Below are 23,384 nucleotides of genomic sequence, written 5' to 3' on the forward strand. Positions count from 1 at the left end.
CCAATGAAAAACATGCAGCAAATGCAACAAATGATGAAGCAAGTGAAGAAGATGCAAGAAGACATGCAAAAGGCTCAAGAGGGCTTGAAAGAAAAGATCGTTGAAGGTTCCGCAGGCGGCGGTGCAGTACTTGTTAAGGCAGATGGACACAAACAAATTAAAGATATCGTCATCAAGCCAGAGGTAGTAGATCCTGAGGACGTAGAAATGCTGCAAGATCTGGTGCTGACGGCAGTCAATGACGCCCTGCGCAAAGCAGATGAGATGGTTGGCAAAGAAATGGGTAAATTTACTGGAGGCATGAACATCCCAGGCCTGTTTTAATAAGCCAAACAGGTAAAGGAGTTTTATACGATGTTCTATCCAGAACCGGTTTCCAAGCTGATTGAAGGTTTTATGAAACTGCCCGGCATTGGTCCCAAGACTGCTGGGCGGCTTGCCTTTTTTGTACTCAACATGAAGGAAGACGACGTGCTGGATCTGGCCAAGGCGCTAGTGAACGCCAAGCGCCAGCTTCACTACTGCTCGGTCTGTAACAACATTACCGATCTGGATCCATGTCATATCTGTCGGGACAAGCGTCGGGACGGTTCGATCATCTGTGTCGTGCAGGAGCCTAGAGACGTGGTGGCGATGGAAAAGACGAGAGAGTTTGAAGGATACTACCACGTATTGCAAGGTGCCATCTCGCCGATGGACGGAATTGGACCAGAGGACATTCGTATTCCGGATCTGTTAAAGCGTCTCGGTGACGAACAGGTAAAGGAAGTCATTCTGGCAACGAATCCCAACATCGAAGGCGAAGCGACAGCGATGTACATCTCACGACTCATCAAGCCGTTTGGGATTCGTGTAACGCGCATTGCCCATGGATTGCCGGTAGGCGGAGATTTGGAATATGCGGATGAAGTCACGCTGACCAAAGCACTCGAAGGTCGGCGTGACCTATAAGAAACGAAGAGAGGCAGGGGCTATCTACCTGTCTTTTTTTCGTTTCAATGAAAGGAGGAAGCGACATGCCGGTAATCCGCATGGAGTTTCTCATTGGCGCACCTCAGCAAATCTGTTTTGATGCTGCTCGAAGTATTGATCTGCATATGGAATCTACGGCAAAGACACGGGAGAGGGCAATCGCTGGGGTGACCAGTGGCCTCATCCAATTGGGAGAGTCCGTTACTTGGGAGGCTGTTCACTTTGGGATTAAACAAAATTTGACTGCCAAGATTACCGAGATGGAAGAGCCGCGGTATTTTGTCGATGAAATGGTTGCCGGAGCATTCAAACGGTTTCGCCATGAACATAAATTTATACCTCTCGGAACCACCCAGACCCGGATGCTGGATACGTTTGATTACACGTCACCAGCAGGCATTCTGGGCAGATTTTTTGATTGGCTTGTGCTAGAAAAATATATGGCCAATTTCTTGCGTACACGCAACGAGTACATCAAGAGCGTAGCTGAAGCTCAGGCGTTACTGAGCCAGAACGAATGAAAAAGAGTCCTGGCTCCAGACGGACTTTTTTGAATGGACGAGACATAGAGTAAAAGTAGGAGCGTGAGGAGATGTTGACAGGACCGGGACTGTCGCTACAGAGTGGTGCATGGCGACAAAAGTCTACTCCGTGGGCAATCATGCTGTTTGTCGGGTATTGGCTCATGTTTGCCGCAGAGTTTTCCATGGTTCGTTTTCATCTCGGTGAAGACGGACGATGGGTTGCTTCTACGACGGACCAGCCGCAAGTCTGGGTGTCGCTCCTCGTTTTTGCCGTAGTGGCAGTTAGCCTGGTGGGTGCAATCGGTTTTCTCATTGCCCTTTGGAGAGAGAGAAAACAAACTTCCTGTCTGTGGGCAAAGCGGGATTTGTCAGGTAACGATGTGCTGCATATTGTGGCCTGGATGCATGTATTTCAAACAGGCATGCTCATCGTATACGGATTTTTTCTGGAGGGCACTTTCTTTTCCCGGGGGACGATTCTAGGGACACTGGAATCTGCGTCGTTTCAATTGTTTCTCCTGCTAATGGTACCATTATGGTTTCGGGGACGTATGGAGGAAATTGGTGTGAAGCGGCCCGTTCGACTCGGTCGGATGATCATCATGCTACTGGTGTTGTTCTTTTTGATTGCCAAGGTTTTGGATGTGGCGGTTACCAACCCGATAGCTGACTGGTTTGGGTTGTCCCTTTCATCCGAGCGGGAACAGCAGATTGAAAAAGAAATTTTGCAGGCAAAAGACACGGATATGCTGGCGGCACTGGCCTCTTTTGTGGTAATTGGGATACTCGTTCCGATTGCCGAGGAGGTGCTGTTTCGAGGTGTGGTGCAAACATATCTAGTGCGTCGCCTGGGAGCAATGATCGGTATTGTGATCAGCAGTCTCTGGTTTGCTCTTTTGCATATTGATGTAGCGCTGTTTGTACCGCTGTTTGTGATAGGGCTTGGACTTGGATTTGTCCGGCACCGGTATGAATCCATCTGGGGGGCTGTATTGCTGCATGCGGTGAACAATTTATCAGGTGTGCTGTACTACTTTCACTGAGGGGGAACAGGCTGGTGAGTAGATGGGGAAAGAGGACGCGAACGGTAATCACTTGGGATGCGGAGGAATTGGATGTGGCGGTGAATCAGGCACGCCTGGATTGGCAGCATGCCCGTCATCTCGCAGAAATCAGTGAGCCAAATAGTGGTTTGGATGATGTCATTTACTACCTGCATCTGACGGAAAAACGCTATATGTATCTGCTCGCGCAAGCCAAACGAGAGCGGTATCACAAGCAAGCATAGGAGGGAAGCTCATGACTACGGGGTGGGTCATTGCTCTAATCATTATCGGAATTTTGCTGGTGATTACCGCAAGCAAATCTGTCACCGGTCCGATTCGGTGGCTTGGGTTTGGGGTCATGCAGGTAGTCATCGGTGCTATCCTTCTGTTTTTTGCCAATTTAGTTGGAGAATTGGCCAGCTTCCATATTCCGATCAATCCAGTTACTGCTCTGCTCGCCGGGTTTCTCCGCTTGCCAGGACTGGCCGCATTGATTGTCATCAAGCTGTGGGTTATGTAGAAATAGAAAACATTCTCTAACCATCTGTGAGTAAAAAGGCGACACCACGATTCTCGTATTTGATTCGACTGTGAGCGGATTGGCGAAAAGAAACGAACAAGGCAAGCAAACGAGGAAGTGCCAAGATCAACGTCCCACTAAGTAATGTCAGTGAGTATTCCTCAGGTAACCACACGTAAGCACCAGCAGCGACGAGAACACTTCCACCCAGTACAGTGCTTTCACTGGCACGGTAGACGGTCATCGGAATGGGCAGCGGGAATCCTGTTCCCCACCATGGGGAGACAAGCATGTCGGCTGTTGTCTGAGGCTTTAGGCCGCGCATCTTTGTATATAGGCGAAAGATGACCAAATGGCAGATCGGGATTACAGGGAGAATGGCTAATGTGACAACCAGCTTGTAGACAGGGATATGCAAAATAGCCGAAATCCCGATGAGGGACAAACCGATCAGCAATAGCTGCAGCAAATGCCCGATAAAGCCCCAGCGAAACCGATAGAGCAGTTTGTAGCTGTAAATGGTTTGATGAAGGGGTTCTCTCATAGAAGTCACTTCCTAAACAACATTTCCTTTATTATCGCACAGTAGCGAATCCTGAGAAATCGAAAAAACCAAGCCGTTGGTCTTCCTCCAGCGGCTTTTTTTGCGTATTCCAAATTTGGTGAGGCCATGATTGGTGGGTGAGGCTGATTACGTCATGGGTTCCCGTTTAATGGGTACGATAAAAGAAATGAAAAGGCTATCGAATGCGTTTAAATCGCTCGTCGCGTTAGAGGGGGGATATCGCTTGTCCAGCTATCGTGTGACTCTTTTGGTTTCTCCTTACAAGGTAGAGCCACAAGTACAAGAAGACTTGGCTGCATGCGGAATCGTTCTAGAACCAATGGAAAAAGCAAGCCTCTTGTCTGATCTGGATGGACTTCTCATTACAAAAGCCTTGGATGATGCAGCGTTTCTCGAAAGCGGAATCCTCCATCTGTCAAAGACCCCGGGCTTGTTGCTAGTCTATGGAGAAGACATTCCATACGGATACGCGGATACACTAGTCGATGCATACGCCCGTCAAGGAAGCTGGGAAGTGGTCCGTATGACGCTAGTTTGCAGCGGGGAGCGGGCTTTGCTCGGGGGCAAACCGAATGGAGTGTGGGTTCGCGACCTCTGTCGGAGGCTTGCGCACCATCACCTTCAGTCGATGGTATGTCAGATGCGGGAAGTGGATGAAGTCATCCGCCAGCTGCCCCGGTATTTGGCGTGGAAAGAGCGTTTCTTTTTTGAGCTTGGTGAGGTATGCGATTCAGAGCACATTTCCTTGCAAAGGGTTGCCCGTGCTATGGGAATGGACACAAGGATCGGTCAGCAATGGATGTACCCAGAAAGGCGAGACTATGGGCAGGTGTGTTGGTGGCTTGAGAGAGAATGCAGGCATGTACTGGAAAAAACGAACGTGGAACGGATAACCATTTGGGGTCCTTTAATCTTATGGAAACAGATGCCTACAGGCTGGTTGACTACAAAGGAAGTATACTTGTATACGTGGGAGGACGAGCCAATTCCGAACGAGGATTTTCCAGACTGGACTATCTGCAATCAATGGGAGAAATCGCTTGAGAACGCAGATTTACTCGTCATCGGAGGTGTGGATATTGTGCTCAGTGAACTACCGTTGTACCAGCTGGCCCGTTTGATGAGACAAGCTGTCGTTGTGGATGCTGCTGCTTGTTTTCCTATTCAAGAAGCCCAGGCTTACCTCAAGAGTTACCGAGCTGTCGGCGAAAAGACGAACGTTTGAGAATGATGCTGATTATAATGGGGTATAATGATTGGTAGATTGAGGAAAAGGGCAGGCGTTCATATTATGGAAAAGGTTGCTCAGCGATGTATCGTCTGTGAACTGGAACGCAGCGACGGAATCGCCATCTGTGAGCAGTTTATCTGTCAGAGATGCGAGCAGGAGATGGTAAATACCGACGTACAGGACGAAAAGTACCCGTTCTTTATTCATCAGATGAGGCGAATATGGCTACGAAAAGATGCATGAAGGAAAAAAGGCATCGGAAAAACCCGGTGTCTTTTTTTCGTTGTTCAAAAAGCTTGGTTAAATCACCTTTTTCTCTTGCCAAATCGTGCTAAAATAGTGGGGATAAATTAAGGAATAAGGACGTGAGTAGCGCGTGGTGGAGAAAGATGCTGATTTTAGAGAGCGACAAAAGCATGCGCCTTTGTATGAACAGCTAGAACGGCATGCCAAGCGTCGCCCTCATCCGTTTCATGTGCCAGGGCACAAAATGGGCCATAGCTTTGACAGCCACGCAAAAAGTCGGTTCCAAGAAATATTGGAGCTGGATTTGACAGAGATCAGCGGAACGGATGATTTGCATCAGCCTGCCGGCGTGATTGCAGAAGCTCAAGCCTTGGCCGCTGAAGTCTTTAGCTCAGATGAATCGCGATTTCTCATCGGGGGCAGTACAGTAGGCAATATTGCACTCATCATGACGGTTTGTCGTCCGGGAGACAAAATACTCGTTCAACGGAATTGCCATAAATCTGTTTATCACGGAATCATCATGGCCAGAGCGACACCGGTATTTTTAGTGCCGGCAGTTGATTTGGCGACAGGGGTAGCTGCAGGGGTGCGACGAGAGGATGTGGAGCGGGCGCTTCATGCTCATCCTGACGTCAAGGCCGTATTTTTAACGAACCCCACTTATTATGGAATGGGAATTGATCTGGCAAAAATGGCGTCGACCGTACATCGTTTTGATGTACCGCTCTTGATTGATGAAGCGCATGGCGCACATTTTGGTTTTCATCCCGCATTCCCGCGATCAGCGATGCAATCTGGTGCGGATGCGTCCGTGCAGTCGACGCACAAGATGGCTACAGCCATGACAATGTCTTCGATGCTGCATATCCAAGGAAATCGGATTGACCGCCAGCGGTTGTTTCGCCATCTTGCCATGATCCAGTCATCGAGTCCTTCTTATGTACTCATGGCTTCTCTGGATCTGGCGCGGCGTCATCTGGTGCTGGAGGCTCCCTCAGAATGGGAGCGGCTTTTGCCACTGCTGGACAAGCTGCGTGAGCGTGCGGCGCGTCTGGAATGGTTGGAGTGGCCCGAGCAATCCTCGAACAGTGTGTATGCCACGCTCGATCCATTAAAGCTGTTTTTGCATCTGCGAACCGCACAACTGAGCGGATTTGCTTTACAGGAGCACATGGAGAGACACGGTATTTTTCCCGAGCTGTCCGACGACTCTCATGTGCTTTTGGCTGCCTCGTCAGGAACAACGGCGCGCGATCTGGACGCACTGGCACGACTGCTCGAATCGTTGGCGCCACAAGTACAGCCAGGTGAAGAGCGGGTGTTGTTGCCGGGGGTCGTAGCCTCTCATTACCTTCGTGAGCAGGCGATGCCCATGTATGAGGCTGTTGACCTGCCGCAGGAGTCTATTGCTTTGGATCAGTCACTAGGACGAATTGTAGCAGAAATGGTTGTTCCATATCCCCCGGGTATTCCCGTCTTGGTGCCTGGCGAGCAGATGGATGCAGAGGGGTTGGCGATGCTACAAGAGCTGCGATCAGGACAAATCCGTTTCCACGGTGTGCAGGACGACCGTTTGCAGATGATACAAGTGTTACGATAAAGGGCCTGGTTCAGCAGGTATGGAAGGGGCATGGAAGTGACAACAGGAAAAAAAGGCCGGTTTATTACTGTCGAAGGCGGGGAGGGTGCAGGTAAATCAACCGTTATTGCCCGGTTATATGAAGAATTGCGTTCGCGCGGGATGGATGTTTTGTTGACCCGTGAGCCCGGCGGGATTGATATTGCCGAACAAATCCGCGAAATTATTTTAAATCCGGCTCATACACAAATGGATAAACGAACGGAAGCGCTCCTGTATGCTGCTGCCAGACGTCAGCATCTGGCGGAAAAAGTAATTCCTGCATTAGAGGCGGGAATGCTGGTACTTTGCGATCGGTTTATTGATAGCAGTCTGGCTTATCAGGGGCATGCACGGGGATTGGGTATAGACGCCGTATATGAAATCAATCGCTTTGCGGTAGGTGATTGCATGCCAGAATTGACGTTGTTTTTTGATGTACAGCCAACGACAGGATTGGCGCGTATCGACGCGGCGCGAGGCCGGGAAGTGAATCGGCTCGATCTCGAAGGCATTCGTTTTCATGAACTGGTTCGAGAAGGCTACCAGTTAGCCATGGCCCGCGATCCAGAGCGATTTATCGTGATTGATGCGGAACAGCCAATCGAGCAGGTATATCAATCTGCGTTGACTGCCCTGATAAATAGATTGTAGGGAAGATGTTCATACAGGATTCTGTAAGGTTAGCAGTACCGCATTGATGCGTACATGCTGTATAATATGTATAGGCATTATACTGTACCATGCCTAGATGTTCATCATACAATGAAGCAACCATGTACCCCTATGGGAATGATTACCTGCGGAAAGGGTGATAGCCGATGAAAATGGTAGTTGCGGTCGTCCAAGACAAAGATAGCGGTCGTCTGTCTCAACAGCTTGTGAAGAAAGGGTTTCGGGCTACCAAGCTTGCCAGTACAGGCAGTTTTTTACGCGCTGGCAACACGACTTTTTTGATCGGTACGTCTGACGAAAGCGTGCCGGAAGTAATCGACATCATTGCACATAATTGCAAATCCCGCAAACAAATGGTCACTCCCGTTTCTCCTCTCAGTAATGCCGTGGACTCGTTCATGCCGTACCCACTGGAAGTGCAAGTGGGCGGTGCAGCTGTATTTGTACTAGATGTCGGGGAGTTCCACTCGTTCTAACCTCTCGTGAATAACAGTTCCTTCTCTCTTTTTTCGCTGCTTTCGTATATACTTGATCTCACAGGGACAACACCCTTACGGATCGGGCTACGGAGGTGGCGATTTGAAAATCGGTGATGGATTACGACCGAAACTGGACATGGTAAAAGCTGCGGATGCACGAAGAAATCCTCAGCTCGAAAAGCTGGCTTTTGGAACGATGATTCAAGGCGAAGACGAACGCATGTCCCAGGAGCGGCTTAACCGACTGCTGACTGACATTGATAAGCAGGGGCAGATTCTGGCCCGTTCTCGCTCCGTTCGTGACTTCTATTCCTATAAAAATCTCGTCAAGCAGTTCATGGAAGAGGCCGTTAAATACGGTGTTGCTCTGGACGACAGACGCGGAATGAATCGGCGTGGACGCAGCAGGCTCTACAAGATCGTCAAAGAGGTGGATGCAGAGCTTTTGCGTTTAACAGACGAACTGCTCAGCGATCAGGCACCGATGATTGATCTGTTGGCCCGGATTGGCGAAATTCGCGGCATGCTGATTAATTTGTACTTTTAGTAGGTGTGAAACCATCATGACATGGACCCGTTTTTCCGAGCAGCCACGAGCTTCGGAGCTGCTGTACCATAGCCTGCGCAACGAGCGACTGGCCCACGCTTATTTATTGGCCGGTCCCAAGGGCGCAGGAAAGAAGCAGATGGCCCTGCATCTGGCGAAATCCCTTTTTTGTCAGGAAAGGGAAGCGGACGCCTGCGGGGCCTGTGTTACATGTAGACGCATCGAGGGCGGCAACCACCCCGATGTATTGTTCATTACGCCCGATGGAGCTTCTATTAAAATCGATCAAATACGAGCGCTTCAAAAAGAAATGGCGATGAGGGCTGTAGAGTCTCAGCATAAGGTATACATTATCGAGCACGTCGATAAAATGACCACCCAGGCCGCCAACAGTCTGCTCAAGTTTCTGGAAGAACCGCCGGCAGGTGTACTGGCACTGCTGTTAACCGAACACAGTCACGCGATGCTTCCGACGATTTTATCCCGATGCCAAATTGTACAATTCTCGCCACTTTCTGCAGATTTGATTACGCAAGAACTACGTGCAGAGGGCGTTTTAGCAGGAATGGCGCAGGTTGCTTCCCACATTACAACAAATCTGGAAGAGGCCAAGGCGCTCAGCCAATCAGAATCGTTTGCACAGCTAAGAAATCTAGTGATACAATTGGTGCATGAGTGCAAGCAACGCAATTCGTCTGCGCTCTTTACCATCCATGATTTGTTGCAAAAGAGCGACAAAATAAAGGAGGAACTACCCCTCTTTTTAGATTTGCTCATCCTTTGGCTGCGCGATATCCTGTATGTGCAAGTAGGCAGGCATGCCCATCTCATTAACAGCGACCAACAGGATGTGCTGCAAGGACAAGCACTGGTATGGACAAAAGCTGAGCTCTTGCATGGGATAGATTTGGTCATGGAAACGAAAAATCGGATAGAGCGAAATGCCAACGCACAGTTGGCTCTTGAGCGGTTGGTTCTTCAAATCCAGGAGGGATAACCCTTGTATGAGGTTGTTGGCGTCCGCTTTAAAAAAGCGGGCAAAATATATTATTTCGACCCTGACCGACTGCCGATAGAGAAGGATTGCACCGTAATCGTTGAAACGGCGCGAGGGGTCGAATATGGGAAGGTCGTAATCGGCAAAAAAGAAGTAGCTGATTCCGATGTGGTCTTGCCGCTTAAAAAAGTGATTCGGATGGCAGATGACCGAGATGCAAAGCAGGTAGATGAAAACAAGCAAGCTGCTAAAAATGCATTTGCGGTATGTCAGACGAAGATCAAGGAACACAAGCTCGACATGAAGCTGGTCGATGTGGAGTATACATTTGACCGGAACAAGATCATCTTTTATTTTACGGCTGATGGCAGGGTTGATTTCCGTGAGCTGGTCAAAGACCTGGCTTCCGTATTCCGTACGCGTATCGAGCTTCGCCAAATCGGTGTGCGTGATGAAGCCAAAATGCTAGGCGGCATCGGTCCTTGCGGGCGGTTGCTTTGCTGTTCGACGTTCCTTGGCGATTTTGAGCCTGTTTCGATCAAAATGGCTAAGGATCAAAACCTTTCGTTGAATCCAGCCAAAATCTCTGGTCTTTGCGGCCGGTTGATGTGCTGTTTAAAATACGAGAACGACAACTACGAAAGTACACGTGATGAAATGCCTGACATTGGGAAAATAGTGACCACCCCAATGGGGAATGGACGCGTTGTGTCTATAAATGTACTGGACCAATCCGTTCAAGTAGAGCTTTCGATCGACAAGCGTATCACCGAGTTTGGATTGGATGAGATAGCGATAGGGCTCCCCAGTTTTGAATAAAGCGTGGGGGTAGGGGAGAGGTGAGCTAGTGGACAAACGGGAGATCTTCGTCAAAATGGCGAGCATTGAAGAACGAATTGGCGACCTTTATAAAGAGATAGGTGAGTTGAAAGACGTCATCGTCGTTTTGATGGAGGAAAATGCCCAATTACTCGTTGAAAACCAGCACCTTCGCAACCGACTGGACAGAAAGAAAACAGGGTCCCAGACAAAACAGAAGGGAACTAGCCCTGTGGCGAAGGAAAAAGCCAAAAAGGCAGTGGTCGGAGAAGGTTATGACAATCTGGCTCGTCTGTATGCAGAAGGGTTCCATATCTGCAATGTGCATTTCGGCAGCCTACGTAAAGAAGGGGATTGCCTCTTCTGTCTCTCGTTCCTGAGCGGAGGCCCTCAAAAATAAACGGTGAGTAAGGAAAAAGCGACCTCGGCCACGTGTCAGGTCGCTTTTTCAAACGTTACATAAAAGGAGTAGGAAACAACGGATGGAACCTGTCATCAATGTGCCGCTTTTTGAATCAGAGCGCATCGACGATTTATTGACTCACGAGATGAAAATTATCCAAAGCCATGAAGTATTTTGCTTCTCCATGGATGCGGTCCTGCTAGCGCGTTTTGCTTCTGTGCCAAAACGCGGGCGAATTTTGGATATGTGCACCGGAAATGGGGCAATTCCTTTAATCATGACGACACGTACCCCAGAGGCTCTTTTTGAGGGCATTGAAATCCAGGAACGCCTGTATAGCATGGCGAGCCGCAATGTGACACTGAATGGATTGGAAGAGCGGATTACGATGCACCATGGAGACGTAAAAGATGCCGTTTCGCGGTTTGGTCATGGCAAATTTGACTTGATTACGTGCAATCCACCGTATATGCCTGCGCTGAGTGGAGAAAAGAATATCAGCGAGCACTTTGCGATCGCCAGACATGAAATCAAGCTATCGCTAGAAGATGTGATACGAGTCTCCAGCCAACTGCTGAAAAACGGCGGTAAGCTGGCATTGGTCCACCGGTCGACCCGTCTGATCGAAATTATTTCCTTGATGCGCGAGTACGGCATCGAGCCTAAACGGATGCGACTCGTTTACCCGCGCCGGGAGTCCGAACCGAATATGGTCCTCATTGAGGGGATGAGGGGCGGCAAGCCGGAGCTAAGGATTGGACCGCCGTTGATCGTCTATGAAAATGGAGAGGAATACTGTGAAGAACTGCAAGAAGTCTATTTCGGAAGACGCGATTCCCTCACATAAAAGTCATTTTGTCTACATTCTCTCCTGTACAGACAATAGCCTCTACACCGGGTACACCACTGAGCTTTTGCGACGAATCCGCGAGCATAACGAAGGCAAGGGAGCGAAGTATACCCGAGGACGAGGTCCTGTGCAATTGGTGTATTGGGAAGAGGGGCCAGATCGTTCATGGGCACTGAAACGGGAAGACGGGATCAAACGGCTGACTCGCTCTAAAAAGGAACAATTGATTGAGACCATGTATGAATACACGGATGGGGCTTGCCACAGGAGAGTATCTGAGGAACGTGTATGGTTAGAAAGGAGGGATTCACTATGAATGTCCAACGTAGCTTTGCGACAGAAGATACCGGTGTTCTCTATCTGGTGGCAACACCTATAGGCAATTTGGACGATATAACGGTTCGGTGTTTGGAGACGTTGCGTGCTGTAGACGTTATTGCCTGTGAAGATACCAGACAGACACGAAAGCTATTGAATCATTTTCACATTGAAAAACGAACGGTAAGCTACCACGAGCATAATAAGGAAGCAAGTGGAAGTGGCCTATTGCAGTGGCTTGCGGAGGGCAAAAAAATCGCCTTGGTAAGTGATGCGGGCTTGCCTGCCATATCAGACCCTGGAGCTGAGCTGGTTCGAGATGCGACAGAGGCGGGCTATCCGGTGATCCCCGTTCCGGGAGCGAATGCAGCACTAACTGCGCTGATTGCTTCGGGGCTGCCGACAGAACGCTTTGTATTTTGCGGTTTTATAGGGCGCGAAAACAAGGAGCGTCGGGAAGAGCTGGATCGGCTCAAGCGCTATCCGGAGACGCTGATTTTTTATGAAGCACCACACCGCATCGAAAAGACGCTGGCAGCGATTCGGGAAGCATGGGGAAATCGTCGTGCTGTTTTGGCGAGGGAGCTGACGAAGCGTTATGAGGAGTTTGTTCGTGGAACACTGGATGAGCTGATAGCGTGGCTGCAAGAGGGCGAAACTCGTGGAGAATTTTGTCTGATTGTAGAAGGCTACACTGGTCCTGTGGAAAATGCGGAGGAAGTGTCCTGGTGGAGTGAGCTTGACATAGTCCGGCATGTCGATCACTACTGTACCGAAGGACTTAGTAAAAAGGAAGCAATCAAGCGGGCAGCCGATGATCGTCGTGTATCAAAGCGGGACGTATATAATGAATATCACCGTGATTCGGAAGATGAGTAGGGCTGGCCAAAGGGTCAGCTTTTTTTTGCAACAAAAAAGCCTCCACAGGGCTTGTCTCCCTCCAAAGGCTTATTATATGTAAGGCAAAAATGAAATTAGCGTTTTACTACTGGCATTTCTGTCAGACAGTCTTGGCAAACGATTTTACCTTTAAAATGAGATACTCTGTCAGCATTTCCACAGAAGATGCATGCCGGCTCGTACTTTTTCAAGATGATGCGTTCGCCATCTACATAGATTTCCAAGGCGTCCTTCTCAGCAATACCCAGTGTGCGACGCAATTCGATTGGAATAACTACACGGCCCAACTCGTCCACTTTACGAACAATACCTGTTGATTTCATCATAACGATTTCTCCTCCTAATATCTGGATATGTCGATCCTATTGGTACGCCTATATTTTAATCGTCAATATTCGACATTTTCTGTTGGAATCATCATACCAGCGATTCCCAAAGGTGTCAATATGATTTTGACAATTCTTTGAAAAGAAAAATGTTTTTTGAAAATGAAAAGACTGATATATCAACGTTTTCGCATGTGGGTGTTACAATCCGGAAAATTTTATGGATAAAATTAACTGGAAGTAAACTGTATGGAATAAGTCGTACTATGTCGAAAAATATCAAGCGCATTCGACAAATAAACCTTTTATTCTCGATTCATCCTTTTTCTGCAATATATATTCGACACGGATCTAATTCTCATGCCCGTATGGATACGTCAAGCAGGAGGTTTACAAAACATGTCGGTCGTGTACAATAGAGGATAAATGCAGCAAATCAAAGCAAACGACCATGATGGGAAGAGTAAGCGGACACTCCTTATTTCAGAGAGCCGGGGTAGCTGAAAACCGGCATAAGCGAGCAAGCTGAACATGGACCCTGAGTCTTGTAGATGAACAATCGACGGTTCTGACCGTTCGTAAGTAGTCTACGGCGTATGCCCACGTTACGGGTGGAGTCAATCCTTGACTCACCAAGTTCATTTTCCGTGAGGGAATGGAGCTTTTGGGTGGTACCGCGAGTTAGAGCTCGCCCCAATTTTTTGGGGTGGGCTTTTTTTATTTTAAACGTAAACAGGAGGAGTTTAGTTGCAATGAAACCAACATATTACATTACTACGCCCATTTATTATCCAAGCAACAAGCTGCACATCGGCAACGCCTACACGACAATTGCGTGCGATGCGATGGCCAGGTTCAAACGTCTGCAGGGCTATGACGTCTACTACCTCACCGGTACAGATGAGCACGGCCAAAAACTCCAGGAGCGCGCAGCCGAGGATGGCAAACAGCCGTTGGAATTTATTGATCCTGTAGTCGATTGGATTAAGGATTTATGGGAAAAACTGGACATCTCTTACGACGATTTTATTCGTACGACAGAACCTCGCCACAAAGAAGTGGTACAAAAGGTATTCCAACGCCTACTCGACCAGGGCGATATTTATTTGGGCGAGTACGAAGGATATTACTGTGTGCCGGACGAGGCGTTCTGGACCGAGACACAATGTAAGACAGACAAAGGCTACATCTGTCCTGACTGCGGTCGCGAAGTGAAAAAAGTGAAGGAGAAAAACTACTTCTTCCGCATGTCCAACTATCAGGACAGACTGCTTCAGCATATCGAAGCCAATCCGGAATTTATCCAGCCAGAAAGCCGCCGCAACGAAATGATCAACAACTTCCTGAAACCGGGACTTCAGGACCTGTCTGTTTCCCGCAGCACCTTTGATTGGGGAATCAAGGTACCAAGCGATCCTGAGCATGTCATTTATGTATGGATTGATGCGTTGACCAACTACATTTCAGCCCTCGGCTACTTGTCTGATGACGACAGCAAATACCGCCGATTCTGGCCGGCGAATGTACATATGGTTGGAAAGGACATTTTGCGCTTCCATACGATCTATTGGCCGATCCTCTTGATGGCGCTCGATGTTCCCCTGCCGAAACAAATTTTTGGTCACGGCTGGCTTTTGATGCCGGATGGAAAAATGTCCAAATCCAAAGGAAATGTTATTGATCCGAAGCTGTTGATTGATCGTTATGGCTCTGATGGTGTTCGTTACTTCCTGCTGCGCGAAATCAACTTTGGTCAAGATGGCATCTTTACTCCAGAATCATTTGTCCAGCGTCTCAACTATGACCTGGCAAATGACATCGGTAACCTCTTGAGCCGCACAGCAACCATGATTGAGAAATATTTCGATGGCGTCGTTCCTGCTGCCCAAGACACAGGAGAGCCGGACGATAGCTTGATCAGCCTCGCTGTGAAAACCAAAGCACTGGTTGAGGAGCATATGGAAGAAATGCGCTTCAGCAATGCTTTGGCTCACATCTGGGAGCTGGTGGGACGCACCAACAAATACATTGATGAAACAATGCCATGGAACCTGGCAAAATCCGAAGAAACCAAAGGACGTCTGGCAACCGTTATGTACAACCTGGCGGAAAGCATCCGGATCAGCTCGGTGCTCATTCAGCCGTTTATGACTAAAGCACCTGCGAAAATTTGGGACCAATTGGGTATTTTGGGCAATGCAAACGCAACAAGCTGGGAATCCGCTGGCGTGTGGGGCGGACTGCCTGCTGGCAGCACCGTCAGCCGCAAAGAGCTGTTGTTCCCGCGTCTGGACGTTCAAGCCGAGCTGGCCTTCATCGACGATTCGACAGCAGAAGCACGCCGTCAGGCAGAAGAAAACAAGAAAAAACAAGACGCATTGAAAGGGGAACCGTCTGTGAGTGAAACAACTGCAGGCCAACCAGAAGCGACACCATCCGAAAAACCAGCAGATGCAAAAGACGAGATCGGAATCGACGATTTTGGCAAAGTAGAGCTGCGTGTAGCCCAAGTTGTCGAGTGTGCGAAACACCCGAATGCCGATAAGCTGCTGATCCTCCAATTGGATCTCGGCTACGAGAAGCGTCAGGTTGTCTCTGGTATTGCCAAGTACTACACTCCGGAAGAGATGGTTGGCAAAAAGGTCATCCTTGTAGCCAATTTAAAGCCGGTTAAACTACGTGGAGAAATGTCCCAAGGTATGATCCTGGCTGCTTCTGCAGGCGATCAACTGACATTGGCAACGGTAGATCCAAGCATGCCAAACGGAGCGATCGTAAAGTAACAAGGGGAAGGAAAGGAAGGACCTAACTGTGTTATTTGAAACGCACGCGCACCTGAATGCAAAGGAATTTGACGAGGATCGGGAAGAAGTCATCGCCCGGGCGCAAGAAAACGGTGTCAGCACGATTGTAAACATCGGTTTTAACGCGGAGACAATTCCTACCTGCATGGAGCTGGCAGAAACCTATGACTTTATTTATGCGGTAATCGGCTGGCATCCGCAAGACGCCAAGGACATGACAGATGAGCATCTGGAATGGATCGAGGAGCTCAGCCGCCATCCGAAAGTGGTGGGATTGGGTGAAATGGGTCTCGATTACTATTGGGATACATCGCCGAAAGATGTCCAGGCAAAGGTGTTTCGTAAGCAAATCCGCCTAGCCCGCAAGCTAGACATGCCGATCATCATTCACAACCGGGATGCTCATCAGGACGTTTTGACTATCCTCAAAGAAGAAAAGGCAGCCGAAGTGGGCGGTATCATGCACTGCTTCTCTGGCAGCTGGGAAACAGCCAAGATCGCACTCGATATGAACTTTTACATATCGTTCGGCGGACCGCTCACTTTCAAAAATGCCAAGCAGCCTAAAGAAGTAGCGGCGAACGTACCACTCGACAAGCTTTTAATAGAGACGGATTGCCCGTATCTCACGCCTCATCCGTTCCGCGGCAAGCGAAATGAGAGCGGCTATGTCCGATACGTCTGTGAGGAGATGGCGAACATTCGTGGCCTGTCCTACGAGGAAATGGCACAAATTACCTACGAAAACGCAAAGCGGTTGTTTCGACTAAGTAAATAAGTTAAAGCGGGAAATCACGGCTTTCGTGGATTTTCCGCTTTTTTGTCGTTGTTCTACTCCCTTTTATCGACGCATACCATGAACAATGTGTCGAACGATTATTGTCCATCCGACACGCGGCCTCGACAGGAATCTGCTACCATTCGTCACTTGGTTTCTGCTAGTCTGATACCATTATCGCTTCGGCCAAAGGTAGGGGAATTTGACAAAGCCGGGAAGATAACATACAATCAAATCCGACCTTATTTAGTACCGGCCACTTCCAGAATATTAGTGCAATTACATCGACCCTTACCTGGCTAGACAGGAAAAGCCACGTGCTTTTCTAGGAAAAGGAGTGTGGGAAATGGAGTTACGCGCGATATGGGAAAGGTATAAGAATCGGGGGCTTGTCATTTTCGGCAGCCTTGCTCTTGTGCTGGTTCCCATGATTGGCTATTTCTCTGCCCAGGCTACCCAGCCAAAACAGGTCACTTTTTCGTTGGACGGAGAAACTAAGACGGTAGCTACCAAAGCTAGCACCGTCGAGCAGTTCTTGACCGAGCGAAGCATTACGGTAACGGAAAAGGATTCCCTTCAACCGACACCTCAGACGAAGCTATCAGATGGAGCAACTATTCTCTTACATACAGCCTGGTCTATACCAGTCCAGGTTGACGGGCAGACAAAAACGATACAAACACTTAGTCGTGATGTAGCTGGCGCGTTGAAGGACGGCGGCATTACACTTGGTGAAAAGGACCGGGTAGAACCGGCCTTGACCGCATCACTTACCAAAGATTCAGCGATCAACGTCAAACGCGTTGTGGAGAAGACAGTCGATGTGGAAGAAACAGTCACTTATCAGGAAATACGCAAGAACGATCCCTCTTTAGCAAAGGGCAAGTCCCGTGTATTACAAAACGGGCAAGAAGGTAAGGCAATTGCACACTACAAGCTGGTCATGGAAGATGGCAAGGAGGTCTCCCGTGAACTAGTGACAAGAGATGTACTCGCACCCAAGAAGGATCATGTGATCGCAGTCGGTACTGCAGCACCGTCACTTGAGACGGATGACAAATCACAACGGGTCATGGTCGCTTCAGCAGGTATGGTCTCTCGTGGTGGAAAAGTGTTTCGGCCAAAAAAAGTACTGAACGGGGTAACCCTGACTGCTTATTCTCCCGCAGGGGGAGGCAAACATCCTAGCTCGCCAGGCTATGGTCGTACGGCGACAGGGGTAAAAGCAAAAGCTGGTCATACGATCGCTGTAGATCCACGTGTCATCCCATACGGATGGTGGGTGTATATTGATGGAGTAGGGTATCGCCGAGCAGAGGATACGGGTGGCGCTATGCGCGGTGGCAAAATTGACGTATTTGTTGGCACAGAGTCGGAAGCGGTCCAGTTTGGCCGCAAGCGCAACAAAACCGTCTATATAATAGGTCCGCATAAGCCGTAGGACAGGAGCGATTTGCTCCTGTTTTTACGTTTGTACATTCGGATTAGTAAATTTGCGATAAGCCATTTTTTCTTATCGTAAAGTCGTGATAAGCTGTTTACTAGTAAGACGGTCCCGGCGCCCAAACGTTTCATGTTTTTTGATGCTTTGGGCTTTGTTTTTTTGGAACAATAATACCATAGGGAATTTGTACGAAAGTGGGAGCACATGATGAAGATCAAAGAAGTCATCGTGGTAGAGGGTAGAGACGATACCGCTGCGATTAAAAGGGCGGTCAACGCTGATACGATTGAGACGGGCGGCTCTGCCATTCATACAAGAACTATTGAGAAAATCAGACTGGCGCAGCAAAAACGCGGCGTCATCATTTTTACCGACCCTGATTATCAAGGGGAGCGCATTCGCAAGATAATCAGCCGTTCTGTGCCGGGTTGCAAGCATGCATTCATCACACAGGAGGACGGAACCAAGAAAGGCGATATCGGAGTGGAGAACGCCTCTAATGAGGTGATTATTCGCGCGCTTTCAGAAGTACGCACGGAGATGGCAGAATCGGCAGGTGAAATTACCGCTGATGATATGCTCAAACATAATCTGACGTCAGGACCGGATTCCAAGGAACGGCGTATCAAGCTGGGAGAGGCACTCGGCATTGGATATGCCAATGCCAAGCAAATGCCGCAACGACTCAATGCATTCCAGATCAATCGGGACGAATTTGAAGCGGCTATGAAAGCCATTAATAAAGAGAGGGAGTAAGCCATGACCCAAATAACGGGCAAGGATATCGCTACACCTACGCGCACGAAGGAAGTCCTGGAGAAGCATGGCTTCGCTTTTAAAAAGAGTCTGGGACAAAACTTTCTAATCGACACCAATATTTTGCATAATATTGTTTCTGCTGCTGACCTGACCAAAGACAAAGGGGTTATTGAAATCGGTCCAGGTATTGGGGCGCTGACAGAACAGTTAGGTCGGGTAGCTGGAAAAGTAATGGCTATTGAGATTGATCAACGGCTTCTGCCCATTTTGGAGGACACACTGTCACCCTATGAAAACATTGAAGTCGTGCACGGGGACGTGCTGGAGCTTGACCTGAAAGCATTGATAGAGGAAAAGCTGGCGGGCCTGAACAAGCTGAGCGTGGTAGCCAACTTGCCATACTACGTAACTACGCCGATCCTGATGAAGCTGTTGGAAGAGCGGCTTCCTCTGGAAAACATCGTCGTTATGATCCAAAAAGAAGTGGCTGAGCGCATTGCGGCCAAACCAGGTACGAAAGATTACGGCTCTCTATCTGTGGCGGCTCAATTCTATGCGGAAACAGAAGTAGCCATGATTGTCCCTGCCAGTGTGTTTATTCCTCGTCCAAATGTAGATTCGGCTGTGATTCGTCTAAAGGTGAGGGAGCGTCCTCCTGTCGAGGTGGATGACCAGGACGTCTTCTTTCGTGTTGTCCGTAGTTCGTTTGCCCAGCGACGCAAAACTTTGTTAAACAACCTGATGAACGGTCTGTTTCTAAAAACACAAAAGGATGAAGTAATACAGATGCTCGCTGACATCGGGATCGACCCGACTCGTCGTGGGGAAACACTCAGTATTGAAGAATTTTCTCGCCTGGCCAACGAGAGCTTGCGACGCGGATTGATCGGGCAATAGTCGAAATCACTCCTCATTTTTGGGCTAATTACGCCAAAAGAGGGGTTTTTTTGTGTTTTCAGCATTTGGTGACAAGTGTACTGACAAATATCTACGTATTTCATGAAAAAAAGCCCGTTGACAAAATATCCACCGGGTTGCTATAATTTTTTATTTCTTTGACAAAATAAACATGTGCTGTTATAATAGATTTAAGCGAGGTGGATGGAACAATGGCAAGAAACGCGTTACTTGACATTAAACGCAGTTTAGACGGACACATTGGTGAGCGCATCCTGCTTAAGGCTAATGGTGGTCGCCGCAAAACCGTCGAACGAAGTGGCATCCTCGAGGAAACATACCCATCTGTATTTGTGGTAAAGCTTGATGATGATCAACTCTTTGAGCGGGTCTCTTACAGCTATGCTGACATCTTGACGGAAACAGTAGAATTGACGGTGTGCCGTGAAAATGAGCACATCCGCATCACATTTGTACAACAGTAGAGCCCTTTGGGTTCTACTGTTTTATTTTTACGATAAAAAAAGCCGCCTTTGGAGAACACTAACCGTGTCGACGAGAAGGGAGGATGTTATGGGGCGTAGACGAGGGAGCATGATGTCTGAGGAGTTCAAGATGGAGCTTGCCAAGGAGCTTGGGTTTTACGATACTGTGAAAGCCGAGGGCTGGGGTGCCATCACGACGCGTGACGCTGGGAACCTGGTAAAACGCGCTATTCAGATTGCCGAGGAAGCGTTAGCCGCAAAACAGTCATAACTGTTTTTCACTAGCAGTCACATCCACTGTCATGTAAAACGTCAAAACGTTTTTCATATACCACATAAACTCGTTGACAAGGCCGGGTAATCCCCGGCTTTTTTGGCGCTTTTTAGTTGATCAAGTGGCATGGAAGAGAATGCCTATGCTACAATAGGGAACTAGGAAATTGAGAAAGTGGGCAGAGGTGAACAACGTGCGTATCTCGGTCAAAGCTCCGGCCAAAATCAACCTGACTCTTGACGTACTTGCCAAACGGCCGGACGGTTATCACGAAGTGGAAATGGTGATGACTACTGTAGACTTGGCTGATCGTGTAGACTTGTCTCTGCGCGAAGATGGTGAGATTACGCTGGACTGCTCTGCCAGCTTCGTACCAGATGATATTCGTAACCATGCGTATAAAGCGGCAGTGCTTATGAAAGAACGCTATCGGGTGCGCCAGGGCGTACATATGTATATCGACAAGCAAATCCCCGTTGCAGCCGGTTTGGCAGGCGGAAGCAGTGATGCAGCGGCCACATTGCGCGGACTCAATCAATTATGGAATCTCGGTCTGACGATAGAAGAGCTGGCAGTACTGGGGGCAGAGATCGGCTCTGATGTTCCATTTTGTGTTTATGGAGGAACAGCTTTAGCCAGGGGACGTGGAGAACAAATAACCCATCTCGGGACGCCAGCACCGTGCTGGGTCATTCTCGCGAAACCGCCGGTGGGCGTGTCGACCGCAGACGTATACGGCAACTTGCGTGTACAGGAAATCGCCAATCATCCACCAACGGAGCAAATGCTGCGGGCGATCTCGGAACAGAATTTCTCCTTGATGTGCCATTCGCTTGGAAATGTGTTGGAAAATGTAACGTTATCGCTGCATCCGCAGGTACGGCAAATCAAGGAGCTCATGGTGGCGTCAGGAGCAGATGGTGTTCTGATGTCTGGCAGTGGACCTACTGTATTTGCCCTAGTGCAAAAGGAAGCGAAGGTGCATCGAATCTATAATGCTTTGCGTGGTTTCGTGAAGGATGTGTACGTTGTCCGAATGTTAGGCGCCGGGGAAGGGGAAGTGCTTGCATGAACCCGTATGGAAATGATACATTAGCACCATAATATTCGGTTTTGGAGGAAGAGCCATGAAGAAATTGCGCAGAAGTGCACGTCTGGTCGACATGACGCAGCACTTGCTTGCTCATCCCCACACGCTGACTCCTCTTACTTTGTTTGCCGATCAATACGGGGCGGCGAAATCATCCATTAGTGAGGACTTGTCTATCATCAAGGAAGCGTTTGAGGTCCAAGGTGTGGGCTTGTTGAAAACGGTGGCGGGAGCGGCCGGCGGAGTGAAGTTTATTCCTCAGGTCAAAACGGACGAGGCCCTTCAGTTTATTCGTGATCTGATTGTTCATCTGGCCAATCCGGAGCGACTCTTGCCAGGTGGGTACCTGTACATGTCGGACATTCTCGGAAATCCGTCTACCATGTCTCAGATCGGCAAGCTGTTTGCGACGGCTTATGCCGACAAAAATGTGGATGTTGTCATGACAGTGGAAACCAAAGGGATTCCTCTTGCTTATGCCACAGCCATGTTTCTTAATGTGCCAGTGGTGATTGTGCGCCGTGACAACAAGGTGACGGAAGGTTCAGTTGTAAGTATTAATTATGTATCAGGTTCCAGTAAGCGGATTCAAACCATGTCACTTGCCAGGCGTGCATTGGCCGAGCAGTCTCGCGTCCTGATTGTGGATGACTTTATGAAAGCAGGCGGTACGCTCCGGGGCATGATCGATCTTTTGCAGGAATTCCGTGCTACTGTAGTTGGGTGCGGGGTGCTGGTTGAAACAACGGCTGACGTCTCCGAGCGTTTGGTCGATGAATACGTATCTCTTGCCAAACTGCAAGATGTTGACATCAAGGGCAAACAGATAGAAATTGAGCTAGGCAGTTTTTTTGAAAATAGAGGGGAGTAGATGAATGATGGCAATCTCTTTTGTTTCAACTGACAAGGCTCCGGCAGCAATTGGACCATACAGCCAGGCAGCTAAGGTAGGTCCATTTCTGTTTGCATCAGGCCAAATTCCGCTGCGTGCTGATGGTACACTGGTAGAAGGCGACATCGTAGAACAGGCTCATCAGGTTTTTGCCAACATTCAAGCGGTCTTGGCAGAAGTAGGCGGCAGCTTGTCCAGTGTAGTCAAGGCAACTGTGTTTATCAAAGACATGAATGATTTTGGTCAGCTAAACGAAGTGTACGGCCAGTATTTCGGCGATCATAAACCAGCCCGTTCTACTGTAGAAGTAGCGCGGCTGCCACGTGATGTAAAAGTGGAAATTGAAGTAGTTGCTTATCTGGAAGCATAAAAAAGGATCTTGTACGAAGAGAACAGCCTGATGCGGCATTCGCATTAGGCTGTTTTTTGTTCGCATTGATGACACTAGTCTAAAATTTATCTTGTTAATATACACAATGATATGAATAAATTTATATATTTTATAAAATTTTGCATAAGATTAGCAGGAATATTTACCCAGAGGGTGGAAATACTCCTAAACGCGTTTCATAGATAAAGGGAGTGAACTAGATGGAAGTTACAGACGTAAGACTTCGCCGAGTGAATACGGATGGTAGGATGAAAGCGATTGCATCCATTACGATCGACCATGAATTCGTGGTTCATGATATCCGTGTCATTGACGGGAACAATGGCATGTTTGTAGCCATGCCAAGCAAGCGTACACCAGATGGAGAATTCCGCGATATCGCCCATCCGATTTCCTCGACTACTCGGGAAAAAATCCAGGCTGCTGTATTGAATGAGTACGAACGCGTGGGACAAGAGGAAGAAAGCACCATTGAAGCTGGTGCATAAACGCAAACAAAGCACCCTGTCAATTAAGGCAGGGTGCTTCGGT

31 protein-coding genes and 1 other annotated feature are annotated in these 23,384 nt (G+C 48.6%); of the genes, 29 read left to right on the plus strand and 2 right to left on the minus strand.

The genetic code is table 11. The features are described from left to right. Window positions 1-12: 12 nt before the first annotated feature. The 6 genes from ACIFQN_RS00300 to ACIFQN_RS00325 all read left to right on the plus strand — a co-directional run bounded on the left by ACIFQN_RS00300 (window position 13) and on the right by ACIFQN_RS00325 (window position 3,062). Window positions 13-324, plus strand: coding sequence for a YbaB/EbfC family nucleoid-associated protein (locus ACIFQN_RS00300; RefSeq protein WP_429831097.1), 312 nt, complete (start codon window positions 13-15; stop codon window positions 322-324). Window positions 325-354: 30 nt separating this feature from the next. Continuing rightward, entirely contained in the window at window positions 355-951 is a 597-nt protein-coding gene (gene recR / locus ACIFQN_RS00305; protein WP_429831034.1) for a recombination mediator RecR, read from the plus strand. 65 nt (window positions 952-1,016) lie between these two features. Beyond that, complete coding sequence (locus ACIFQN_RS00310) at window positions 1,017-1,493, plus strand: SRPBCC family protein (protein ID WP_429831035.1); 477 nt, start codon at window positions 1,017-1,019, stop codon at window positions 1,491-1,493. A gap of 71 nt (window positions 1,494-1,564) precedes the next feature. Then, window positions 1,565-2,539, plus strand: a complete 975-nt coding sequence (locus ACIFQN_RS00315; protein ID WP_429831036.1) for a CPBP family intramembrane glutamic endopeptidase — start codon at window positions 1,565-1,567, stop codon at window positions 2,537-2,539. 14 nt (window positions 2,540-2,553) lie between these two features. Next, window positions 2,554-2,784: a DUF2508 family protein gene (locus ACIFQN_RS00320; protein ID WP_429831037.1), complete on the plus strand. Its 231-nt coding sequence runs from the start codon at window positions 2,554-2,556 to the stop codon at window positions 2,782-2,784. A gap of 11 nt (window positions 2,785-2,795) precedes the next feature. Then, window positions 2,796-3,062 (plus strand): pro-sigmaK processing inhibitor BofA family protein, encoded by a 267-nt coding sequence (locus ACIFQN_RS00325; RefSeq protein ID WP_429831038.1) that lies wholly within the window; start codon window positions 2,796-2,798, stop codon window positions 3,060-3,062. 16 nt (window positions 3,063-3,078) lie between these two features. Here ACIFQN_RS00325 and ACIFQN_RS00330 read toward each other — a convergent pair whose 3' ends face one another. Continuing rightward, the gene (locus ACIFQN_RS00330) at window positions 3,079-3,606 is read right to left on the minus strand and encodes a hypothetical protein (RefSeq protein ID WP_429831039.1); all 528 of its coding nucleotides are present in this window, start codon (window positions 3,604-3,606) and stop codon (window positions 3,079-3,081) included. Window positions 3,607-3,739: 133 nt separating this feature from the next. Between ACIFQN_RS00330 and ACIFQN_RS00335 the strand changes: the two genes are divergently transcribed. From ACIFQN_RS00335 to rsmI, 12 genes are all read left to right on the plus strand, one after another. After that, complete coding sequence (locus ACIFQN_RS00335) at window positions 3,740-4,852, plus strand: hypothetical protein (protein ID WP_429831040.1); 1,113 nt, start codon at window positions 3,740-3,742, stop codon at window positions 4,850-4,852. 66 nt (window positions 4,853-4,918) lie between these two features. Next, window positions 4,919-5,101 (plus strand): sigma factor G inhibitor Gin, encoded by a 183-nt coding sequence (locus ACIFQN_RS00340; RefSeq protein ID WP_049742915.1) that lies wholly within the window; start codon window positions 4,919-4,921, stop codon window positions 5,099-5,101. A gap of 133 nt (window positions 5,102-5,234) precedes the next feature. Continuing rightward, a complete protein-coding gene (locus tag ACIFQN_RS00345) occupies window positions 5,235-6,707 on the plus strand; it encodes an aminotransferase class I/II-fold pyridoxal phosphate-dependent enzyme (protein ID WP_429831041.1) in 1,473 nt (490 codons plus the stop codon). Between the two features lie 30 nt (window positions 6,708-6,737). Beyond that, entirely contained in the window at window positions 6,738-7,379 is a 642-nt protein-coding gene (gene tmk, locus ACIFQN_RS00350) for a dTMP kinase (RefSeq protein ID WP_429831042.1), read from the plus strand. A 167-nt stretch (window positions 7,380-7,546) separates the two neighbouring features. Continuing rightward, window positions 7,547-7,876: a cyclic-di-AMP receptor gene (locus tag ACIFQN_RS00355; protein ID WP_007719896.1), complete on the plus strand. Its 330-nt coding sequence runs from the start codon at window positions 7,547-7,549 to the stop codon at window positions 7,874-7,876. A gap of 103 nt (window positions 7,877-7,979) precedes the next feature. Continuing rightward, window positions 7,980-8,426 carry a YaaR family protein gene (locus tag ACIFQN_RS00360; RefSeq protein ID WP_429831043.1) on the plus strand — a complete coding sequence of 149 codons (447 nt, stop codon included), beginning with the start codon at window positions 7,980-7,982 and terminating at the stop codon, window positions 8,424-8,426. A 16-nt stretch (window positions 8,427-8,442) separates the two neighbouring features. Beyond that, window positions 8,443-9,423, plus strand: a complete 981-nt coding sequence (holB, locus tag ACIFQN_RS00365) for a DNA polymerase III subunit delta' (protein WP_429831044.1) — start codon at window positions 8,443-8,445, stop codon at window positions 9,421-9,423. Between the two features lie 3 nt (window positions 9,424-9,426). Next, entirely contained in the window at window positions 9,427-10,242 is an 816-nt protein-coding gene (locus ACIFQN_RS00370; protein WP_429831045.1) for a PSP1 domain-containing protein, read from the plus strand. Window positions 10,243-10,270: 28 nt separating this feature from the next. Then, entirely contained in the window at window positions 10,271-10,642 is a 372-nt protein-coding gene (yabA, locus tag ACIFQN_RS00375) for a DNA replication initiation control protein YabA (RefSeq protein WP_103109824.1), read from the plus strand. A gap of 82 nt (window positions 10,643-10,724) precedes the next feature. Then, a complete protein-coding gene (locus ACIFQN_RS00380; protein WP_429831046.1) occupies window positions 10,725-11,492 on the plus strand; it encodes a tRNA1(Val) (adenine(37)-N6)-methyltransferase in 768 nt (255 codons plus the stop codon). Continuing rightward, window positions 11,428-11,811: a GIY-YIG nuclease family protein gene (locus ACIFQN_RS00385; RefSeq protein ID WP_429831047.1), complete on the plus strand. Its 384-nt coding sequence runs from the start codon at window positions 11,428-11,430 to the stop codon at window positions 11,809-11,811. Before ACIFQN_RS00380 ends, ACIFQN_RS00385 begins: the two co-directional genes overlap by 65 nt. Next, window positions 11,808-12,692, plus strand: a complete 885-nt coding sequence (gene rsmI, locus ACIFQN_RS00390) for a 16S rRNA (cytidine(1402)-2'-O)-methyltransferase (protein WP_429831048.1) — start codon at window positions 11,808-11,810, stop codon at window positions 12,690-12,692. The genes ACIFQN_RS00385 and rsmI overlap by 4 nt, the downstream gene beginning before the upstream one ends. Window positions 12,693-12,787: 95 nt before the next feature. On the opposite strand, the gene ACIFQN_RS00395 is transcribed toward rsmI, so the two are convergent. Continuing rightward, window positions 12,788-13,039, minus strand: a complete 252-nt coding sequence (locus tag ACIFQN_RS00395; RefSeq protein WP_049742869.1) for an AbrB/MazE/SpoVT family DNA-binding domain-containing protein — start codon at window positions 13,037-13,039, stop codon at window positions 12,788-12,790. A gap of 442 nt (window positions 13,040-13,481) precedes the next feature. Further along, window positions 13,482-13,738: a binding site (T-box leader), on the plus strand. Window positions 13,739-13,791: 53 nt separating this feature from the next. Between ACIFQN_RS00395 and metG the strand changes: the two genes are divergently transcribed. From metG to spoVG, 11 genes are all read left to right on the plus strand, one after another. After that, window positions 13,792-15,822: a methionine--tRNA ligase gene (gene metG, locus ACIFQN_RS00400; protein ID WP_429831049.1), complete on the plus strand. Its 2,031-nt coding sequence runs from the start codon at window positions 13,792-13,794 to the stop codon at window positions 15,820-15,822. A gap of 28 nt (window positions 15,823-15,850) precedes the next feature. Beyond that, on the plus strand, window positions 15,851-16,621 hold the full coding sequence (locus tag ACIFQN_RS00405; protein ID WP_429831050.1) for a TatD family hydrolase: 771 nt from the start codon (window positions 15,851-15,853) through the stop codon (window positions 16,619-16,621). A 346-nt stretch (window positions 16,622-16,967) separates the two neighbouring features. Continuing rightward, a complete protein-coding gene (locus ACIFQN_RS00410) occupies window positions 16,968-18,062 on the plus strand; it encodes a ubiquitin-like domain-containing protein (protein ID WP_429831051.1) in 1,095 nt (364 codons plus the stop codon). 210 nt (window positions 18,063-18,272) lie between these two features. Continuing rightward, window positions 18,273-18,821, plus strand: coding sequence for a ribonuclease M5 (gene rnmV, locus ACIFQN_RS00415; protein ID WP_429831098.1), 549 nt, complete (start codon window positions 18,273-18,275; stop codon window positions 18,819-18,821). Window positions 18,822-18,824: 3 nt separating this feature from the next. Continuing rightward, window positions 18,825-19,721 carry a 16S rRNA (adenine(1518)-N(6)/adenine(1519)-N(6))-dimethyltransferase RsmA gene (gene rsmA / locus ACIFQN_RS00420; RefSeq protein WP_429831052.1) on the plus strand — a complete coding sequence of 299 codons (897 nt, stop codon included), beginning with the start codon at window positions 18,825-18,827 and terminating at the stop codon, window positions 19,719-19,721. A 212-nt stretch (window positions 19,722-19,933) separates the two neighbouring features. Continuing rightward, window positions 19,934-20,206, plus strand: coding sequence for a biofilm formation stimulator Veg (veg, locus tag ACIFQN_RS00425; RefSeq protein ID WP_005830485.1), 273 nt, complete (start codon window positions 19,934-19,936; stop codon window positions 20,204-20,206). A gap of 88 nt (window positions 20,207-20,294) precedes the next feature. Continuing rightward, entirely contained in the window at window positions 20,295-20,477 is a 183-nt protein-coding gene (locus tag ACIFQN_RS00430) for a small, acid-soluble spore protein, alpha/beta type (RefSeq protein ID WP_429831053.1), read from the plus strand. A 196-nt stretch (window positions 20,478-20,673) separates the two neighbouring features. Beyond that, the gene (gene ispE, locus ACIFQN_RS00435) at window positions 20,674-21,552 is read left to right on the plus strand and encodes a 4-(cytidine 5'-diphospho)-2-C-methyl-D-erythritol kinase (protein ID WP_429831099.1); all 879 of its coding nucleotides are present in this window, start codon (window positions 20,674-20,676) and stop codon (window positions 21,550-21,552) included. 55 nt (window positions 21,553-21,607) lie between these two features. Then, window positions 21,608-22,441, plus strand: a complete 834-nt coding sequence (purR, locus tag ACIFQN_RS00440; RefSeq protein ID WP_429831054.1) for a pur operon repressor — start codon at window positions 21,608-21,610, stop codon at window positions 22,439-22,441. A 7-nt stretch (window positions 22,442-22,448) separates the two neighbouring features. Beyond that, window positions 22,449-22,832 (plus strand): RidA family protein, encoded by a 384-nt coding sequence (locus ACIFQN_RS00445; protein WP_429831100.1) that lies wholly within the window; start codon window positions 22,449-22,451, stop codon window positions 22,830-22,832. A 221-nt stretch (window positions 22,833-23,053) separates the two neighbouring features. Continuing rightward, window positions 23,054-23,341, plus strand: coding sequence for a septation regulator SpoVG (gene spoVG / locus ACIFQN_RS00450; protein WP_049742862.1), 288 nt, complete (start codon window positions 23,054-23,056; stop codon window positions 23,339-23,341). The last annotated feature ends 43 nt before the right edge of the window (window positions 23,342-23,384 follow it).

The organism is Brevibacillus sp. NRS-1366, from assembly GCF_050467985.1.

Excerpts from the sequence above, each read along its gene's own strand:
- spoVG (WP_049742862.1), top strand. The coding sequence starts at position 23,054 with ATGGAAGTTACAGACGTAAGACTTCGCCGAGTGAATACGGATGGTAGG.
- ACIFQN_RS00340 (WP_049742915.1), top strand. The coding sequence starts at position 4,919 with ATGGAAAAGGTTGCTCAGCGATGTATCGTCTGTGAACTGGAACGCAGC.
- ACIFQN_RS00330 (WP_429831039.1), bottom strand. The coding sequence starts at position 3,606 with ATGAGAGAACCCCTTCATCAAACCATTTACAGCTACAAACTGCTCTAT.
- rsmA (WP_429831052.1), top strand. The coding sequence starts at position 18,825 with ATGACCCAAATAACGGGCAAGGATATCGCTACACCTACGCGCACGAAG.
- rnmV (WP_429831098.1), top strand. The coding sequence starts at position 18,273 with ATGAAGATCAAAGAAGTCATCGTGGTAGAGGGTAGAGACGATACCGCT.
- ACIFQN_RS00380 (WP_429831046.1), top strand. The coding sequence starts at position 10,725 with ATGGAACCTGTCATCAATGTGCCGCTTTTTGAATCAGAGCGCATCGAC.
- ACIFQN_RS00445 (WP_429831100.1), top strand. The coding sequence starts at position 22,449 with ATGGCAATCTCTTTTGTTTCAACTGACAAGGCTCCGGCAGCAATTGGA.
- ACIFQN_RS00430 (WP_429831053.1), top strand. The coding sequence starts at position 20,295 with ATGGGGCGTAGACGAGGGAGCATGATGTCTGAGGAGTTCAAGATGGAG.
- metG (WP_429831049.1), top strand. The coding sequence starts at position 13,792 with ATGAAACCAACATATTACATTACTACGCCCATTTATTATCCAAGCAAC.
- rsmI (WP_429831048.1), top strand. The coding sequence starts at position 11,808 with ATGAATGTCCAACGTAGCTTTGCGACAGAAGATACCGGTGTTCTCTAT.
- ACIFQN_RS00355 (WP_007719896.1), top strand. The coding sequence starts at position 7,547 with ATGAAAATGGTAGTTGCGGTCGTCCAAGACAAAGATAGCGGTCGTCTG.
- ACIFQN_RS00410 (WP_429831051.1), top strand. The coding sequence starts at position 16,968 with ATGGAGTTACGCGCGATATGGGAAAGGTATAAGAATCGGGGGCTTGTC.
- ACIFQN_RS00385 (WP_429831047.1), top strand. The coding sequence starts at position 11,428 with ATGGAGAGGAATACTGTGAAGAACTGCAAGAAGTCTATTTCGGAAGAC.
- veg (WP_005830485.1), top strand. The coding sequence starts at position 19,934 with ATGGCAAGAAACGCGTTACTTGACATTAAACGCAGTTTAGACGGACAC.
- ACIFQN_RS00315 (WP_429831036.1), top strand. The coding sequence starts at position 1,565 with ATGTTGACAGGACCGGGACTGTCGCTACAGAGTGGTGCATGGCGACAA.
- ACIFQN_RS00325 (WP_429831038.1), top strand. The coding sequence starts at position 2,796 with ATGACTACGGGGTGGGTCATTGCTCTAATCATTATCGGAATTTTGCTG.
- recR (WP_429831034.1), top strand. The coding sequence starts at position 355 with ATGTTCTATCCAGAACCGGTTTCCAAGCTGATTGAAGGTTTTATGAAA.
- ACIFQN_RS00310 (WP_429831035.1), top strand. The coding sequence starts at position 1,017 with ATGCCGGTAATCCGCATGGAGTTTCTCATTGGCGCACCTCAGCAAATC.
- ACIFQN_RS00395 (WP_049742869.1), bottom strand. The coding sequence starts at position 13,039 with ATGATGAAATCAACAGGTATTGTTCGTAAAGTGGACGAGTTGGGCCGT.
- ACIFQN_RS00300 (WP_429831097.1), top strand. The coding sequence starts at position 13 with ATGCAGCAAATGCAACAAATGATGAAGCAAGTGAAGAAGATGCAAGAA.
- tmk (WP_429831042.1), top strand. The coding sequence starts at position 6,738 with ATGGAAGTGACAACAGGAAAAAAAGGCCGGTTTATTACTGTCGAAGGC.
- purR (WP_429831054.1), top strand. The coding sequence starts at position 21,608 with ATGAAGAAATTGCGCAGAAGTGCACGTCTGGTCGACATGACGCAGCAC.
- holB (WP_429831044.1), top strand. The coding sequence starts at position 8,443 with ATGACATGGACCCGTTTTTCCGAGCAGCCACGAGCTTCGGAGCTGCTG.